Source organism: Pedobacter cryoconitis (genome assembly GCF_003259615.1).
GTDB lineage: Bacteria > Bacteroidota > Bacteroidia > Sphingobacteriales > Sphingobacteriaceae > Pedobacter > Pedobacter cryoconitis.
Window position 1 is genome coordinate 71,140 of record NZ_QLLR01000021.1, and the last position, 16,427, is coordinate 87,566.

At 39.3% G+C, this 16,427-nt stretch carries 12 protein-coding genes; all 12 read left to right on the forward strand.

Annotated elements, in window-relative coordinates; translation table 11 throughout:
• Window positions 1-50: 50 nt before the first annotated feature.
• The 12 genes from uvrB to LY11_RS18295 all read left to right on the forward strand — a co-directional run bounded on the left by uvrB (window position 51) and on the right by LY11_RS18295 (window position 16,312).
• On the forward strand, window positions 51-2,099 hold the full coding sequence (gene uvrB, locus LY11_RS18240; protein WP_111635080.1) for an excinuclease ABC subunit UvrB: 2,049 nt from the start codon (window positions 51-53) through the stop codon (window positions 2,097-2,099).
• Window positions 2,099-2,299, forward strand: a complete 201-nt coding sequence (locus tag LY11_RS18245; protein WP_068405291.1) for a YwbE family protein — start codon at window positions 2,099-2,101, stop codon at window positions 2,297-2,299. The genes uvrB and LY11_RS18245 overlap by 1 nt, the downstream gene beginning before the upstream one ends.
• Window positions 2,300-2,433: 134 nt before the next feature.
• Window positions 2,434-2,706, forward strand: a complete 273-nt coding sequence (locus LY11_RS18250) for a DUF4834 family protein (RefSeq protein ID WP_111635081.1) — start codon at window positions 2,434-2,436, stop codon at window positions 2,704-2,706.
• A gap of 84 nt (window positions 2,707-2,790) precedes the next feature.
• A complete protein-coding gene (locus LY11_RS18255) occupies window positions 2,791-5,256 on the forward strand; it encodes a hypothetical protein (RefSeq protein WP_111635082.1) in 2,466 nt (821 codons plus the stop codon).
• A gap of 434 nt (window positions 5,257-5,690) precedes the next feature.
• Window positions 5,691-6,542 (forward strand): UDP-2,3-diacylglucosamine diphosphatase, encoded by an 852-nt coding sequence (locus LY11_RS18260; protein ID WP_111635083.1) that lies wholly within the window; start codon window positions 5,691-5,693, stop codon window positions 6,540-6,542.
• A 28-nt stretch (window positions 6,543-6,570) separates the two neighbouring features.
• Window positions 6,571-7,557, forward strand: coding sequence for a glycosyltransferase family protein (locus LY11_RS18265; protein WP_111635084.1), 987 nt, complete (start codon window positions 6,571-6,573; stop codon window positions 7,555-7,557).
• A gap of 96 nt (window positions 7,558-7,653) precedes the next feature.
• Window positions 7,654-8,568, forward strand: coding sequence for a DUF6427 family protein (locus LY11_RS18270; RefSeq protein ID WP_245952824.1), 915 nt, complete (start codon window positions 7,654-7,656; stop codon window positions 8,566-8,568).
• A gap of 74 nt (window positions 8,569-8,642) precedes the next feature.
• Window positions 8,643-9,398, forward strand: a complete 756-nt coding sequence (locus LY11_RS18275; protein WP_111635086.1) for a type III pantothenate kinase — start codon at window positions 8,643-8,645, stop codon at window positions 9,396-9,398.
• Entirely contained in the window at window positions 9,382-10,701 is a 1,320-nt protein-coding gene (locus LY11_RS18280; RefSeq protein WP_111635087.1) for a PorV/PorQ family protein, read from the forward strand. Before LY11_RS18275 ends, LY11_RS18280 begins: the two co-directional genes overlap by 17 nt.
• On the forward strand, window positions 10,701-11,273 hold the full coding sequence (locus LY11_RS18285; protein ID WP_111635088.1) for an LptA/OstA family protein: 573 nt from the start codon (window positions 10,701-10,703) through the stop codon (window positions 11,271-11,273). Before LY11_RS18280 ends, LY11_RS18285 begins: the two co-directional genes overlap by 1 nt.
• Before the next feature lie 384 nt (window positions 11,274-11,657).
• Window positions 11,658-14,867 (forward strand): SusC/RagA family TonB-linked outer membrane protein, encoded by a 3,210-nt coding sequence (locus LY11_RS18290; protein WP_111635089.1) that lies wholly within the window; start codon window positions 11,658-11,660, stop codon window positions 14,865-14,867.
• A 17-nt stretch (window positions 14,868-14,884) separates the two neighbouring features.
• Window positions 14,885-16,312 carry a SusD/RagB family nutrient-binding outer membrane lipoprotein gene (locus tag LY11_RS18295; protein WP_111635090.1) on the forward strand — a complete coding sequence of 476 codons (1,428 nt, stop codon included), beginning with the start codon at window positions 14,885-14,887 and terminating at the stop codon, window positions 16,310-16,312.
• The last annotated feature ends 115 nt before the right edge of the window (window positions 16,313-16,427 follow it).

A 16,427-nucleotide genomic window follows, 5' to 3' on the forward strand; every position in this document is an offset into this window, starting at 1 on the left:
ATATAATCACGACAATCCAATACATCAATAATTGTTATCTTTGAATAGCTATGAAATTTCAACTTGTTTCAGATTATAAACCTACGGGTGATCAACCAGCCGCCATTGAACAATTGGTTACAGGCGTTAACAATAATGAAAATTATCAGACCTTACTGGGTGTAACAGGATCTGGTAAAACGTTTACCGTGGCCAATGTAATTCAGCAAACGCAGAAACCTACCTTGATTTTGAGCCACAATAAAACACTGGCTGCTCAATTGTATGGAGAATTCAAGAACTTTTTTCCTGAAAATCAGGTGAATTATTTTGTTTCTTACTATGACTATTATCAGCCAGAGGCCTATATGCCCAGCAGCAATACTTATATCGAAAAGGATTTAAGTATCAATGAAGAGATTGAAAAACTCAGGCTGAGAACAACTTCTGCATTAATGTCGGGTAGAAGGGACGTGATTGTCGTTTCTTCCATATCCTGTATTTATGGTATGGGAAATCCGGAAGATTTCTCCCGCTCGGTATTCCGTTTTGCGGTAGGCACCAGGGTTTCCAGAAATACTTTCCTGCATAGCCTGGTTGAAATTTTATATGCACGGACTATCAACGATTTTAAAAGAGGGACATTCAGGGTTAAGGGAGATACTGTTGATATTTTTCCGGCTTATTTAGATACAGCTTACCGGGTTTCTTTTTTCGGTGATGATATTGAAGAATTAAGCATTATCGATCCGGTAACGGGTAAAACATTAGAAAAAGTAGAAGATATGGCCGTTTATCCGGCAAATCTGTTCGTGACCCCAAAAGATAGATTTACTTCTTCGATCTGGGGAATTCAGGAAGAACTGGAAGTCCGGAAAAATCAATTGATAGGAGACAGGCAATTACTGGAAGCCAAGCGATTGGAAGAAAGGGTCAATTTTGATATTGAAATGATGAAAGAACTGGGTTATTGCTCAGGTATTGAGAACTATTCAAGGTTCTTTGATGGCCGTCAGCCTGGTATGCGCCCTTTCTGTTTACTGGATTATTTCCCTGAAGATTACCTGATGGTGATTGATGAAAGTCATGTAACTGTACCACAAATCAGGGCGATGTACGGCGGAGACAGATCGCGTAAAATGTCATTGGTAGAATATGGTTTCCGCTTACCTTCTGCGCTGGACAACAGGCCTTTAAACTTTGAAGAGTTTGAAAGTCTTGCCCCGCAAACAATTTATGTAAGTGCAACACCCGCAGATTATGAACTGCAGAAAACAGAGGGGGTTGTAGTAGAGCAGGTGATCCGCCCTACGGGCTTGCTTGATCCGCTGATCGAAGTACGTCCGGCAGTGAACCAGGTGGATGATTTACTGGATGAAATTGATAAAACTATAAAAATGGGCGACCGTGTACTGGTAACCACTTTGACCAAACGTATGGCAGAGGAATTAACCAAATACATGGACAGGCTGAATATAAAATGCCGTTATATCCACTCTGAAGTGAAAACACTGGAAAGGGTAGAGATTTTACGGGGATTGCGTTTAGGCGAATTTGATGTGCTGATTGGCATCAACTTGTTAAGAGAAGGACTGGATTTACCGGAAGTTTCTTTTGTCGCGATCCTGGATGCCGATAAGGAAGGGTTTTTAAGATCAGACCGGGCATTAATCCAGACCGTGGGCAGGGCGGCGAGAAATGACAGAGGCAGGGTTATTCTTTATGCGGATAAAATAACAGATTCCATGGCCAGGACAATAGATGAAACCAGTCGCCGCAGAGAAAGACAAATTGCTTACAATACCGAACATGGCATTACCCCTAAAACAGTAGGGAAAAGCAGGGAAGCTATCCTGGAACAGACTTCGGTACTGGATTTCTCAGCGAATACGGAGCATAAAAATGCTTATGTGGAGACTAACCAGGCCAGTATCATGGCAGATCCGATTGTGCAATATATGACACAGCCGGAAATGCAGAAATCAATTGATAAGACACGTAAAGATATGGCTAAAGCAGCCAAAGACATGGATTTCTTAATGGCTGCGAGGTTGCGTGACGAAATGTTCGCAATGGAAACAGTTTTTGCAGAGCGATTCGGTAAACAAAAAGTTAAATAATGGACGGAAAGAACAGAGCGGATATTTATCCGGGATTAGAAGTAGAGATCATTTTAAAGAAAGATCAGCGCAGCGGGAAGCTGACCAGGGGTATAGTTGCTAACTTATTGACTTCCTCGGCTTTTCATTCCCGCGGCATTAAAGTTCGTCTGGAAGACGGGCAAATAGGAAGGGTTGCAGAAATCGTGGAAGAAGATTAAGCCATTAAATAGGTTTAAATGCAGATTACAAACACATTTCTGTACAAATTGTAATTATTATACAACAAACAGGCAGTGTTTGTAATAATCAACATTGAATTCTGTCTATATTTGTAGATTAACTGAAAAAATAAATGGGATTAATTAAATTTCTTTTTTTTACTATACTGATACTCTGGATCATCCGTCTTTTGTTAAGACTGGTTTTTCCTATGGTAATCAAAAGTATCTTCGGGAAAATGCAGCAACAGTCTACAGGTTATGCCGGACAGCAGCAACAACAACAACAACAGCGCTATTCTGCTAAACCAGAGGGCTCGTTGTCAATTGACTATGTACCGCCACAACCTAAGCAGGGAAATGCCGATAAACTAGGTGATTTCGTTGATTACGAGGAAATTAAATAAAAATATCCCGCTAATCGATATATTTCCTTCCTAATCTGTATCAATTTTATATTTTTGGGGTTAGTTTAATATAAACAGACCTTAATGAACAATTGGTTAAAAAGGAATGGCATACACTTAGCCATCAGTGCATTTTTTGTAATTTTATGTTTCGTCTATTTTAGTCCTGTCTTACAGGGGAAAGTTCCGATTCAAGGCGATGTCATGCAGGCTAAAGCCATGCAGCGGGAGATCATGGAGTACAAAGCCAAAGACGGCAAAGGACCACTCTGGACGAACGAAATGTTTGGCGGGATGCCTGCTTATCAGATCTGGGTTCAATATCCGCTCAATCTGACTACTTATGGGATAGCATTGATTACAGATGTTTTACCAAATCCTGTAGGAACAGTCTTAATGTATCTTTTAGGTTCCTATCTTTTGTTCTGCGTGCTGAAGGTTAATCCCTGGCTTGCTGCGGCAGGCGCAATCGCATTTGCATTTACCTCTTACAATTTTATAATTATTAGTGCCGGGCATAGCAATAAAGCCCTTGCCATTGGCCTTTTTGCGCCAATCCTTGCAGGTATTATTCTGACGATGCGGGGTAAATACTGGATGGGTGCAAGTTTAACAGCACTTTTCCTGGCCCTGAATATCAGGGCGAACCATATTCAGATGACTTATTATTTTCTGTTAGCGCTGTTAATTTACATCGGAATAGAAATCTATCACGCTGTTAAAGCGAATAAAACTAAAGAACTTTCTAAAGCCCTTGGGTTTCTTGGAATGGCCGTACTGCTGTCTGTCATGGTGAATGCAAGTAATCTTTGGACAACTTATGAATATGGAAAAGAAACTATCCGTGGTAAATCTAACCTGACTGCTGATGCAGCGGAACCAGATAGTGGCTTACCAAAGGAATATGCTTATCAGTGGAGCCAGGGGGTCAGTGAATCTTTCACTTTCTTAATCCCTAATTTATATGGTGGCGGAACAAATCGCCTGGATGGCAAATCAAACGTAGCTAAAGCGATTGAAACTGTAGGTGCTTCACCTGAGCAGGCGGCTGGTTTTGCAGCACAAATGCCGGTATACTGGGGAGATAAACCAGGTACGGCAGGCCCTTATTATTTCGGAGCTATCGTCTGTTTATTATTTGTATTCGGTTTGTTTATTGTACGTAACCGTATCAAATGGTGGATCTTAGCGACTACTATTTTATTCCTTTTCTTATCATTTGGTAAAAATCTGCCATTTATATCTGATCTGTTCTTCGACTATGTGCCGTTATACAATAAATTCAGAGCGGTAGAATCTATTCTGGCTGTCGTTGGCCTGTTGTTCCCAATATTAGCTGTACTTGCTGTTAAAGAAGCTCAGGACGGACAATATGACCAGAAATACCTGGTTAAAAAACTAACCTGGTCTGCGGGCATCACAGGTGGTTTCGCCTTGATTATCGCGGTTATACCTACTTTGTTCTTCAGTTTCAAAGCTTCTGACCATGAAGCTTTTCTGGGGGCGTTGAGTCAGCAAATTAATAATGATAAAAACATTGCATTGACAATTGGCAATGCACTGATACAAGACAGAGCAGAGCTGGCCAGAGCTGATGCTTTAAGAACTTTAATCTTTATCGCTATCGGATTTGGATTAACGTGGGCGTTCATCACTAAAAAGATGAAAGCAGAATACGCTTTTGGTTTACTGGCTTTATTTATCCTGATTGATATGTGGCAGGTAGATCGCCGTTATTTAAATAACCAGAATTTTGTGCCTGCATCTTCATTGACCAATCATTATCAGCCAAGGGATGTAGATACTTTTATTTTAGCAGATAAAGACCCTGATTTCAGGGTATTCGATACATCAATTCCTACTTTTACCAGTGCAGATGCTTCTTATTTCCACAAGACTGTTGGTGGGGCGCATTCAGCAAGGTTAAAACGTATTCAGGAGTTAGTTGATCATCAGTTTACAAAAAGCGTAAACCACGATGTACTGGATATGCTGAACACGAAATATATCATTACACAAGATCAGCAGACTGGTGCTTATAAAATGCAGCGCAATGAGTCTGCGGCTGGTAACGCATGGATCGTAGATCAGGTTCAGTTTGTAAAAAACTCTGACGAAGAAATGAAAGCGATCAGCAGCTTCGATCCTAAGAAAGAAGCGATTGTGGATATTAAGTATAAAAACTTAATTGATACGGCTAAAGCAGGTATCGGCGGGCCAACATCGATGATTAAGTTAGATAGTTATCATCCGGATCATATGGTTTATTCTTATAGTGCACCAAGAGACGTTATTGCGGTGTTCTCTGAGATCTATTATGATAAAGGCTGGAAAATGTACATTGATGATGTAGAGAAGCCTTATTTCAGAGCTGATTATACATTACGTGCTGCACAGCTTCCTGCTGGAAACCATAAAATTGACTTCATTTTCCACCCTACTTCTTACTATATGGGAGAGAAAATCTCCTTTGCAGGTTCAATCCTGTTGCTGTTAGGTTTAGGGTTTGCAGTTTATACGGATCAGAAAAAGACAAAAAAGATAGGTTAAGAATTTTTAACCGATCAAATGATAAGGGTTGTTGCATGGTGCAGCAACCCTTTTTTATTGGGCTGAAAAGTTGGGGGTCTGGCTAGGTGTGTTGCAGTTTGAACTAGCGTTGAACCGGGGTTGAAGCGGCATTGAACCGGCCTGAGCTACTTCAACCCCGGTTCAACGCCGCTTTAATGCCGCTTCAAACTGCAACACTACCCTTACACAATATAGCCGGAATCCTAACGCTTACTATCTTGAAATCTATTTGACTTAATCCTTAAAATACAAATATTTATACCATAATATTTACTTAATGTATTGTTAACCTGTGTTTTGCATATTTGTGTATATAAACTGAACTGATATGCAAGAAATAATTACGGTTGTCTGTGTTATCGCTCTTGTAGCTTTCTTTTTCAGTCCCTATGAACTCACCATAGATGAAGACGATGTGTAAAAGAGAAGTTGATATTGTCGTGATTTCTGATGTCCACCTGGGCACTTACGGATGTCATGCAAAAGAACTCCTTAAATATTTAAAAAGTATCAAACCCAAAATACTGATCCTGAATGGAGATATTATTGATATCTGGCAATTCAGCAAAAGATACTGGCCTGAAACACATATGAAAGTGGTCAGAAAACTGATGAAGTTTGTGACAGAAGGGGTGCCAGTATACTATCTGACAGGGAACCATGATGAACTATTGCGCAAATTCGCAGACATGCACCTTGGATCTTTTCATATCCAGAATAAACTGGTTTTAGAACTTGACGGTAAAAAAGCATGGTTTTTCCATGGAGATATCTTCGATGTGACCATGCAGCATTCTAAATGGCTTGCCAAACTGGGCGCGGTAGGTTATGACAGTTTAATTCTGATCAATAGCTTTGTCAACTGGGGACTGAAACTCTTTGGCAAAGAGAAAATGAGCTTTTCTAAGAAAGTTAAAGCGCAGTTTAAGGATGCAGTTAAGTTTATCAATAAATTCGAAGACACAGCTTCCGAACTGGCGGCACAAAATGGTTATGCCTATGTGGTGTGCGGTCATATTCATCAACCCGAAATGCGAACAGTAACTACCGAAGATGGGCAGGTATTGTATTTAAACAGCGGAGACTGGGTTGAAAACCTGACTGCGCTTGAATATAAAGACCAGAACTGGAACATCTTTAAGTACGATGCGAAAGACTTTCAAACCGACGAAGTAGAGGAGGGAATTCTTTCTGATAGTGAGGATTTACATAGTAAGCTGGATATCAATATGTTGCTACAAAAGATAAAATTAGAAATTGTCTAGCAAATAAAATTACAGATATTCGGCAAGGATGAAGATACTTTATGCTATTCAAGGTACAGGAAACGGCCATATCAGCCGCGCACGCGAAATCGTGCCTCTATTACAACAGCACGGCGATGTAGAATTATTAATCAGTGGTACACAGGCTGATGTTAAACTAAGTCAGCAAGTGGCTTATCAGCTTCATGGCTTCAGTTTTATTTTCGGTAAAAAGGGTGGGGTAGACCATTACGAAACCTGGAAATCAATGAATCTTCCGCGGTTTGTAAAAGATATGCGCCAGCTTCCTCTAAAAAATTATGATCTCGTTTTAAATGACTTTGAGCCTGTTACGGCCTGGGCATGTAAGTTAAAGGGAGTGGAGAGTGTGGGCCTGAGCCACCAGGCTTCCTTTCAGTCGAAGAAAGTTCCGAAGCCTAAAAGTATAGACTGGGCACAGCTAGTAATGAAATACTATGCGCCTTCTACCCATTATGTAGGTTTTCATTTCAAAGAATACGACGATTTTATCCATACACCAGTTATCCGTTCGGAGATCAGAAACCTTCAGACGAGTAACCTGGGACATTATACAGTATACTTGCCTGCAATTGCTGATGAAATGCTGGTTCCGATTTTGAAACAAATTCCACATGTGCAATGGCAGGTCTTCTCTAAACATACAAAGACAAGTTTCACGGATGGCAATGTTCAGGTACGTCCTGTCAATAATGAGCAGTTTAACCTGAGTTTGGCAAGTTGTGAAGGTTTATTCACAGGTGGCGGCTTTGAAGGGCCTGCTGAAGCTTTGTTTCTGGGTAAAAAACTACTGGTTGTCCCGATGAAATTTCAATATGAGCAACAGTGTAATGCTTATGCTTTACAGGAAATGGGTTTGCCGGTCATCTGGGGATCTAATAAAAACTGGCTGCCCGTGATTCAGAAATGGGTGCTTCAGCCGCAAACACATCGATTTAATTTTCCTGATGAGACTGCCAGTGTGATTGAAAAAGTTGTCAGCCAGTTTGCCAGATAAATTTCTTTACTTTGCCCTTCTATTTACGGCATGATCAATCAATTCAAAACGTTAAATCCTATTAATATACTCCTGCTGTTCGCATATACTTTTTTTATGCGGATCTCGATTCTGATCAATCCCCCGGTTCGGTTGAATTTTGAGTTTATGGAGCCGTATGCCAAGTTTTTGATTCAAATTCCTATAGGAGATGATTTTTCGGTCATTGGTAATATCCTGCTGGCTGGTATTTTGGTTTTTATACAGGCGATTATCTTTAACAGGATCGTTAATAACCATACTTTATTAGCTAAACCAAGCTTCCTGCCTGCCTTACTTTATATTACAGGAGCCAGTTTGTTCGATCCTTTTCTTATTCTCAGCCCGGTGCTGATCTCCAATTTCATGCTGATCCTGATCATGGATAAACTGCTGAAAATTGGTAAATCTCCCAATGCGATCATGATTATGTTTGATATTGGGCTCTTTATCGCGGTAGGCACACTGATTTATTTCCCTTTTGTCATGATGCTTTTGCTGATCTGGCTGAGCTTATTGTTATACCGTTCCTTTAACTGGCGAGAATGGGTTTCGGGATTGGTGGGTTTTCTGACCATTATCTTCTTCCTGGCTGTCTTCTATTACTGGAATGATAACCTGGGGATGTTCTATAAAATATGGCTCCCATTAAAAAATAAATTCCCGTCGATGTTCAAGATCAGGTATAATGATTACCTGGTACTGGTTCCGGTAGGGATTACGATGGTACTGGCCACGCTGCAGTTAAGGGAGAATTTCTTCAGGAGCTTTATCAGCACCAGGAAAGCCTTTCAAATGCTGTTCTTTATGTTTTTGATCGCGATTTTAAGTGTTTATACCAAGTCGAACTTTAAACTATACCATTTCTTACTTTGTGTGCCGCCGGGTGCAGTCTTGCTGGCTTACTATTTTTCGAACGCAACAAAACGATGGTTTTATGAAAGTTTGTTTGTTATTTTAGTCTTAACGATACAGTTCTTTTTGTTTGTTTAACTTTTTTTAACAATTTGACGGCTTGAAACTTGGTAAAGATTAATAGCTTTGTAACATGAAGTGTGGATTGGTAAATGCATAATCTCGTAATAGATATCGGCAATACTAACAGTAAAATAGCTGTTTTTAACGATAAAGTGCTGGTATTTTTTCAAATCCTTGAGCATTTTGATCAGCAGGTGCTGACGACATTGATCGCAGAATATAAAGTAGCTAATTCTACTGTTTCCAGTGTGAAGAAGGCTGATGCTGCACTTTTGGCTTTATTAGCGGCAAAAACTAATTATATGCCGTTTTCTACAAACTTGAATACGGGTATAAATAATTATTATAAAACAATATCCACACTCGGGCAGGACAGGTGGGCAAAAATAATTGCTGTTCATCACGCTTATCCTCAGCAAGATTGTTTGGTTATAGATGCAGGAACCTGTATTACCTATGATTTTTTAAACAAAGAGGGAGCTTATTATGGCGGGAGCATTAGTCTGGGCCTTAATATGCGGTTCAATGCTTTGAATCACTATACCGGCAAGCTGCCATTAGTGAAGTGGGACAGGGAATTACAAATTATTCCTCAGGGTACTGATACGGAGACAGCGATTACAAATGGCGTTCTACAGGGTGTAATCAACGAAGTTGAAGGATTTATAGCATTAAATAATAAAAATAATAAAGAACTGAAGGTAGTTATAACTGGAGGGGATGCTACTTTTTTGCTGGAACAATTAAAAAACAGCATCTTTGCACCTCAAATTATACACGATCCCTATTTAGTATTAAAAGGATTAAATGAAGTCATTGCATTTGAATATGTACAAAAAAATTAACTATATAACTGCAGTTTTAGTTCTGCTAGCCAGCATTTCTGTTAACGCACAGGTTACTACCCAGTCGCCATACTCTAAATATGGAGTCGGAAACCTCAAAGGTGTCTTACTCCCTCAGTTCAGGGCGATGGGCGGAATTTCGACAGCGGTCAACAAGCCTACCGGGTATAACAATATCAACATTCAGAATCCTTCATCCTATGCGGGAATCACTTCAACAACTATTGATGTTGGTGTTGCTGGTACTTTTACCAATCTTAAAAAGGATGGTGCAAGTGAAAACAGTTTCAACGGTACATTAAGTCACCTTGCTTTGGCTTTTCCTGTAAACAGGCATTCTGCTTTGAGTTTTGGTATCCTTCCTTATTCAGAGCTTGGTTACAACTTCTCGAACAAACAAACGATCACAGGTACACCTGGAAATCCTTCAACTTCTGATGTAAACAATGTTTATTCAGGTGAAGGCGGGTTATCGAAGGCCTATATCGGATACGGTTACCGTTTTGGAGATCACTTTAGAATTGGTGCCAATATGGAATATCTTTTCGGAAACCTGATTGAAAACAAAGGCGTTGAATTTGTAAACGACCCCAGTGCTTTTGCTACCCGTCTGCAAAATAAAAACAGTATCGGCGGAATCAGCTTCTCTTATGGTGCGCAGTATGACATCCGTTTAACCTCTAAAATGTTATTGACTTTTGGTTATTCAGGTTCTTCAGCTTCTACCATCAACTCTACCCGGACCTTTATGGCGAGCAAGTATTTGTATGATGGCAATACAGGGGAAGGAAACGTAACTGTAGAGACTGTGGATTCTATAGGAAGCGGAAAATCTAACCTGAAACTTCCTTTGGTACATAACTTCGGAATTGCATTGCAAAAAGATAATAAATGGTTGATCGGTGCAGATTTCAGAACCGGTAAATGGTCTTCTTATTCTATTAATGGCGTGAACCAGGGACTGCAAAACAGCCAGGGAGTATCAGTAGGTGGTCAGATTACACCTGATATTACTTCGATTAATAGTTATTTCAAAAGGGTTGACTATCGTTTAGGCTTTAGCTATGATAAAACTTATATTAATATCTCTGATCAGGATGTAAAACAAATGGCTATATCTTTTGGACTTGGCTTGCCATTGGCAAATTCTCAATCCAGAGGTACATTCTATAAAATGAACTTCACCACTGAACTGGGCCGCAGAGGAACTATGCAAAGTGGCACCCTTCAGGAAAACTATATCAGCGTTCACTTAGGCTTCACGCTGAATGATATGTGGTTCAAAAGATTTAAATTCGATTAATGAATACCGCCAGTATATTATCACGTATAGTTATACTGTGCTTTGTCCCGCTTTTTTTAAGTTCCTGCAATGGGGATGACTTAAAAAAAGCGGCTACAATATCCTCTAAAAAACTTACACTCAGTAAGGACCGGTCTTTAAAGGTAGAAATCGTTTTCAGCGATTCTGCCGTTGTTAAAGCCAAAGGGTTTGCACCCATCCTGGATCAGGTAAATCCATCTTCTGGCAGTAAATACCAGGAAATGCCGAAAGGAGTGAAAATTACCTTCTTCGATCCGAAGCAAAACGTCACAGGAACTATTACTTCTGATTATGCGATTAGAAAAGAGACAGAACAAATCACGATTTTTAAGAAAAATGTAGTGGTTGTCCGGGATGATCTGACTTTTAATACAGAAGAACTAACCTGGAATCAACAAAAAAAGATGTATTTCTCTCCAAAAGGCATAGTTACACGGCCGGACGGTACCGTTTTAAATGCGGTAAACTTCACAGCGCCTGAAGATTTTAGCAATGTTGTCTTTGAACAGGGCTCAGGTGAAACTTATGTCAAAGGAGATCTGGGGCAATAACCTGCCGCCCTTCCGAAAATGATTCTCTGCTAAGCTTTTCAAGCTTAGTCTGTAACTATATTGTTATGAATTCCTGCGATAAAAAAAACGACTGATTAAATCTTTCGAATGTTGGAATAAGTGTCCGTTTTAATATCGTTTTAGCTCTTTTTGGGATAAAAATCATGCGCGTTAAAATTAATCGGTGGTTAATTATGAAATGAGCAATTTGCCTATGCTTTTGGATAGGTGTTTTTTTGCATTAACGATTTAAATTGTCAAAAAATGTAAAAAAAAGTTTTGTACGTCATTTTCAAACCCTATATTAGTTGATTATCAACCAGTATGAGTATCAACCACTCATTAACCATTATTAACAATAACTAACTAAATTATTTAGAAATTATGAAAAAACTTCTACAGAGTTTGTTCGTACTTTTGTTTGTTGCAGTATCTGCAATGGCTCAGGAACGGACAATCAGTGGTACAGTTACGGCTCAGGAAGATGGCCTTCCCCTTCCGGGCGTAAGTGTAAAAATTAAAGGAACACAAATCGCAACAAGTACAGCAGGAAATGGAAAGTTTACGATTCGTGCAGGCAGCAATGCAGTATTAGTCTTCACTTTTATCGGTTATTTACCTAAAGAGGTTACTGCAGGCGCAAATGCAGTCAATGTGTCTTTAGTAGCAGACAATCAGCAACTGAATGAAGTTGTGGTCACAGCTATGGGACAGTTAAGAACTAAAAACTCTTTGCCTTATGCAGCGCAACAAGTTAAAGGTGATGAATTAACACAAACCAGAACCGCAAATGCAGCCTCTGCATTATCAGGAAAGGTTTCTGGTCTTCAAATTATTCAGGGTAACGCTATTGGCGGATCTACGAATGTGGTGATCAGGGGTAATAAATCATTATTAGGTAATAACCAGGCATTATTTGTAGTGGACGGTGTACCTGTTGATAACTCAACCAACAACTCTGCAGATCAGAAAAAAGGAAGAGGCGGATATGATTATGGTAACGCTGCGGCGGATATTAATCCTGATGACATCGAATCTGTAAACGTACTGAAAGGTGCCGCTGCAAGTGCATTGTATGGTTCAAGAGGTGCGAATGGTGTAGTGATGATTACAACCAAAAGCAGAAAACAAGGTGGTATGGGTATCACAGTCAACACTGGTCTGTCTATCGGATCAATTGACAAAAAAACATTCCCTAAATATCAGCAGGAGTATGGAGCTGGTTACTCAAAACCATACGAAAGTGGTGATGGTTTCCTGTTAATTGACGTATTGGGAAATGGTGTGAAAGAAAAAGTTGTGCCAACAGGTGAAGATGCTTCTTTCGGAGCTAAGTTTGATCCTAATTTGCTGGTTTACCAATGGGACGCATTCGATCCTCTTTCTCCAAACTACCACAAAAAGACTCCATGGGTTGCTGCGGCTAATGGCCCGGCTTCATTTTACGAGACAGCAATTTCTAACAGTAACAGTATCATGTTAGATGGTTCAACTGATAAAGGGACTATCAAAATTGGCTATAGCAGAAATGATGAAAGAGGTACTTTGCCTAATAGCAGGGTGCTGAAGAACATTGTGAATTTCGGCGGTACTTATAAAATCACTGATCGTTTAACGGCTTCAGCTACTGCAAACTTCTCGAAAATTGATGGTAAAGGCAGATATGGTTCTGGTTATAGCGGCTTAAACGTGAATCAGAATTTCAGACAATGGTATCAGACTAACGTGGATATTCAGGATCAGAAATCAGCTTATTTCAGAGAAAATAAAAACGTAACCTGGAACTGGGCAGATCCTTCTAAACCTTCTGGTTTGGTTGCGAAATATACTGACAACTATTACTGGACCAGATACCAGAATTATGAAAATGATACAAGAACAAGGATTTTCGGAAATGCGTCTGTAAATTATAAAGCTACGGATTGGTTGAACATCCTGGGTAGGGTAACTTTAGATACTTACAGTGAGCATCAGGAAGAACGCGTTGCGGTTGGTAGCAATGGCGCGGCTTCGTATTCACGTCAGGACAGAACTTTCAATGAAACCAATTATGATTTAATTGCAAACTTCGATAAAAATCTTTCTAAAGATTTTAACCTGAAAGCACTCTTAGGTACAAACATTAGAAAAAGTGAATTAAACGGTATTTATAACACGACCAATGGTGGTTTAATTGTACCTAACTTATACAGTATCTCTAACTCTGTTGGTGCACTGGCTGCTCCTATTGAAAACTTTGAGCCAAAAGAGGTTGATGGCTATTTTGGAGGGGTAACATTGGGTTATAGAGAATTCTTAACTTTTGATGCAACATTCAGAAGAGACAGATCTTCAACTTTACCTGTCAGCAATAATACCTACAACTACTACTCTTTAGCGGGTAGCTGGTTATTCTCAAAACATATCAATGCAGACTGGTTGTCTTCAGGTAAACTTCGTATTAACCATGCTACGGTTGGTAATGATGCACCATGGGGAAAAACTTTAAGTGTTTATAAAGTAGAAAATCAATTTGGCAGTACACCGGTTGTTTCTTATCCGAAAATATTAGGTAATCCTCTTTTGAAACCAGAAACAACAATCAGTACAGAATATGGTCTTGATATGTCGTTCTTAAAAGGCCGTGTTGGTTTTGATGCAACTTACTACACGACTAAAACTAAAGATCAGATTGTTCCTGTTGCAGTTTCTCCGGCTACTGGATTTAACAGCATTTACTTGAATGCAGGTACTATCCAGAATAAAGGTGTTGAGCTTTCTGCTTACGGTACGCCAATTAAAACCAATGATTTTAACTGGACCATTAATGTAAACTGGACCAAAAATCAAAGTAAAGTACTTGAGTTATTCGGTGACAGTAAAAACCTTCAAATTGAATCATTTAACTCTGGTGTGAGTTTAAATGCAACTTTAGGTCAGCCTTATGGTACAATTCAGGGTAAAACCTACCTTTTCAATGATCAGGGCCAGAAAATCGTAAATGAAGATGGTTACTATGACCAGACAACTTCAACAAGTAATGTAATAGGAAATATCAATCCGGATTGGATTGGTGGTATTTATAACAAATTCAGATATAAAAATCTTACTTTCGGTTTCCTGATTGACATTCGTAAAGGTGGTGATGTATGGTCGTTAGATCAGTTTTATGCAACATACACAGGTATTTCACCTACTACTGTCGGACTTAATGATTTAGGTAACCCGGTTAGAAATCCGGTTACTAATGATAGCAAAAGCGGTGGTCTTATTTATCCGGGTGTAACTGCTGATGGTAAGGTAAACACAAAACGTGTAGCTTATAATGCAGATTCACCAAGATTACCAGTATCTGATTATTCTTATGATGCAGGTTATATCAAATTACGTGAGGCTAGTTTAGGCTATTCTTTACCGAAATCAATGATTAAAAACTGGGGACCTGTTAAAGGTGTTGATCTTTCTGTTTACGGAAGAAACCTTTGGATTATCCATAAAAACCTTCCTGACGCAGATCCTGAAGAGAATTTATCTTCTGGTAATGTTCAGGGCTTCCAGAGTGGTGCATATCCTACCACTAGAATCATAGGATTTAATGCCAAATTATCATTCTAAACTCAAATTCAATTAAGATGAAAAAAGTTATAATATTTTTTATTGGCATGCTCTCATTAGCTGCGTGTAAAAAAGATATTTCTTCGCTAAATACCGATACGAAGAATCCCCCTGTTGTGCCTGCCGGACCTTTATTTTCATTCGCTACAAAAGCTTATGTGGATGCAATGACCAGTGCAAGTGTAAATGTTAATGTATTCAGATTTACGGTTAGTCATTGGGCAATGACTACTTATCAGGATGAGGCCAGATACGATTTTACCACCAGAACTATTCCTCAAATCTGGTTCAGAACAATGTATACAGACGTACTTCGAAATCTAAACAATTCTGCTGAATTAGTTGCTGCAGATCCTCTGTTAGCTGCTGGTGTGAAAGCAAATCAGTTAGCGATACTGGATATTATGCAGGTGGCAACTTATAGTACATTGGTGAATACTTTTGGAAATATCCCTTATAGTGAAGGATTGGATAAGGGTAATTTATTCCCTAAATATGATGACGCTAAAACAGTTTCACTGGATCTGATCAAACGTCTGGGCAATGACATCACTAAATTAAATGCAGCAAGCGATGGTTTTTCTGCAACAGCAGATATTATTAATAAGGGCTCGGTTGCTAAATGGATTAAATTTGCAAATACTTTGCGTATGCAGCAGGGATTGATCCTTGCTGATGTAGACGACGCTACTGCAAGAGCTGCTGTACAAGCTTCAGATGCTGGTGCAATTTCATCTGCTGCTGAAAATAGTATATTCAATTATTTAACAGGAGCACCGAGTCAAAATCCATTATTTGTTGATATTGTGACTGAAGCACGTGGTGATTATGTGGTTGCTGAAGATTTAATGAATAAACTATTGGCATTGTCTGATCCGCGTTTACCTCAGTATGCTGCGAAGAACTCTGTTGGTGTTTATGTTGGTGGTGTAGTTGGAAGTGGTAATACCCTGAGTATAATTTCGGAGCCTGCTCCGAAAGTTTATGCGGCTGACGCTCCAAGTGTAGTCATGGACTATGTAGAGACTGAATTCTACAGAGCTGAAGCAGTTGAAAGAGGTTATGCAGTTGCAGGTAGTGCTGAAGGGCATTATAAAAATGCAATTACTGCATCTATCTTATTTTGGGGAGGAACAGCAGAAGAAGCTGCTGCTTACTTAGCGCAACCAGCTGTAGCTTATGCAACAGCAACAGGTACGTGGAAAGAAAAAATCGGAACTCAAAAATGGATTGCTTTATATAGCCGTCCGTTTAATGGCTGGACCGAAATGAGAAGACTTGATTTTCCTAAAATTACACCTCCTGCAAGTGCGACATCTGCTTACCCAACCAGATTTACTTATCCAAGTAATGAACAACAGTTAAATGGTACTAATTATGCTGCTGCTGCTGCTGCAATTGGTGGTGATAAGCAAACAACTAAGTTATTCTGGGATAAATTTTAAATTTCAGGTGCTTTTTTACATAATTTAAGATCATTTCAATGATTTTAATCGAATACCCTCAGGATTCTTCCTGAGGGTATTCTTTTTTTAGGGTTAAAAAGCTTCTTATTTTGCT

Bases quoted from the DNA above. Each gene is read 5' to 3' on its own strand.
- uvrB (WP_111635080.1), top strand. From the start codon at position 51: ATGAAATTTCAACTTGTTTCAGATTATAAACCTACGGGTGATCAACCA.
- LY11_RS18265 (WP_111635084.1), top strand. From the start codon at position 6,571: ATGAAGATACTTTATGCTATTCAAGGTACAGGAAACGGCCATATCAGC.
- LY11_RS18290 (WP_111635089.1), top strand. From the start codon at position 11,658: ATGAAAAAACTTCTACAGAGTTTGTTCGTACTTTTGTTTGTTGCAGTA.
- LY11_RS18245 (WP_068405291.1), top strand. From the start codon at position 2,099: ATGGACGGAAAGAACAGAGCGGATATTTATCCGGGATTAGAAGTAGAG.
- LY11_RS18275 (WP_111635086.1), top strand. From the start codon at position 8,643: ATGCATAATCTCGTAATAGATATCGGCAATACTAACAGTAAAATAGCT.
- LY11_RS18255 (WP_111635082.1), top strand. From the start codon at position 2,791: ATGAACAATTGGTTAAAAAGGAATGGCATACACTTAGCCATCAGTGCA.
- LY11_RS18270 (WP_245952824.1), top strand. From the start codon at position 7,654: ATGCGGATCTCGATTCTGATCAATCCCCCGGTTCGGTTGAATTTTGAG.
- LY11_RS18280 (WP_111635087.1), top strand. From the start codon at position 9,382: ATGTACAAAAAAATTAACTATATAACTGCAGTTTTAGTTCTGCTAGCC.
- LY11_RS18250 (WP_111635081.1), top strand. From the start codon at position 2,434: ATGGGATTAATTAAATTTCTTTTTTTTACTATACTGATACTCTGGATC.
- LY11_RS18285 (WP_111635088.1), top strand. From the start codon at position 10,701: ATGAATACCGCCAGTATATTATCACGTATAGTTATACTGTGCTTTGTC.
- LY11_RS18260 (WP_111635083.1), top strand. From the start codon at position 5,691: ATGTGTAAAAGAGAAGTTGATATTGTCGTGATTTCTGATGTCCACCTG.
- LY11_RS18295 (WP_111635090.1), top strand. From the start codon at position 14,885: ATGAAAAAAGTTATAATATTTTTTATTGGCATGCTCTCATTAGCTGCG.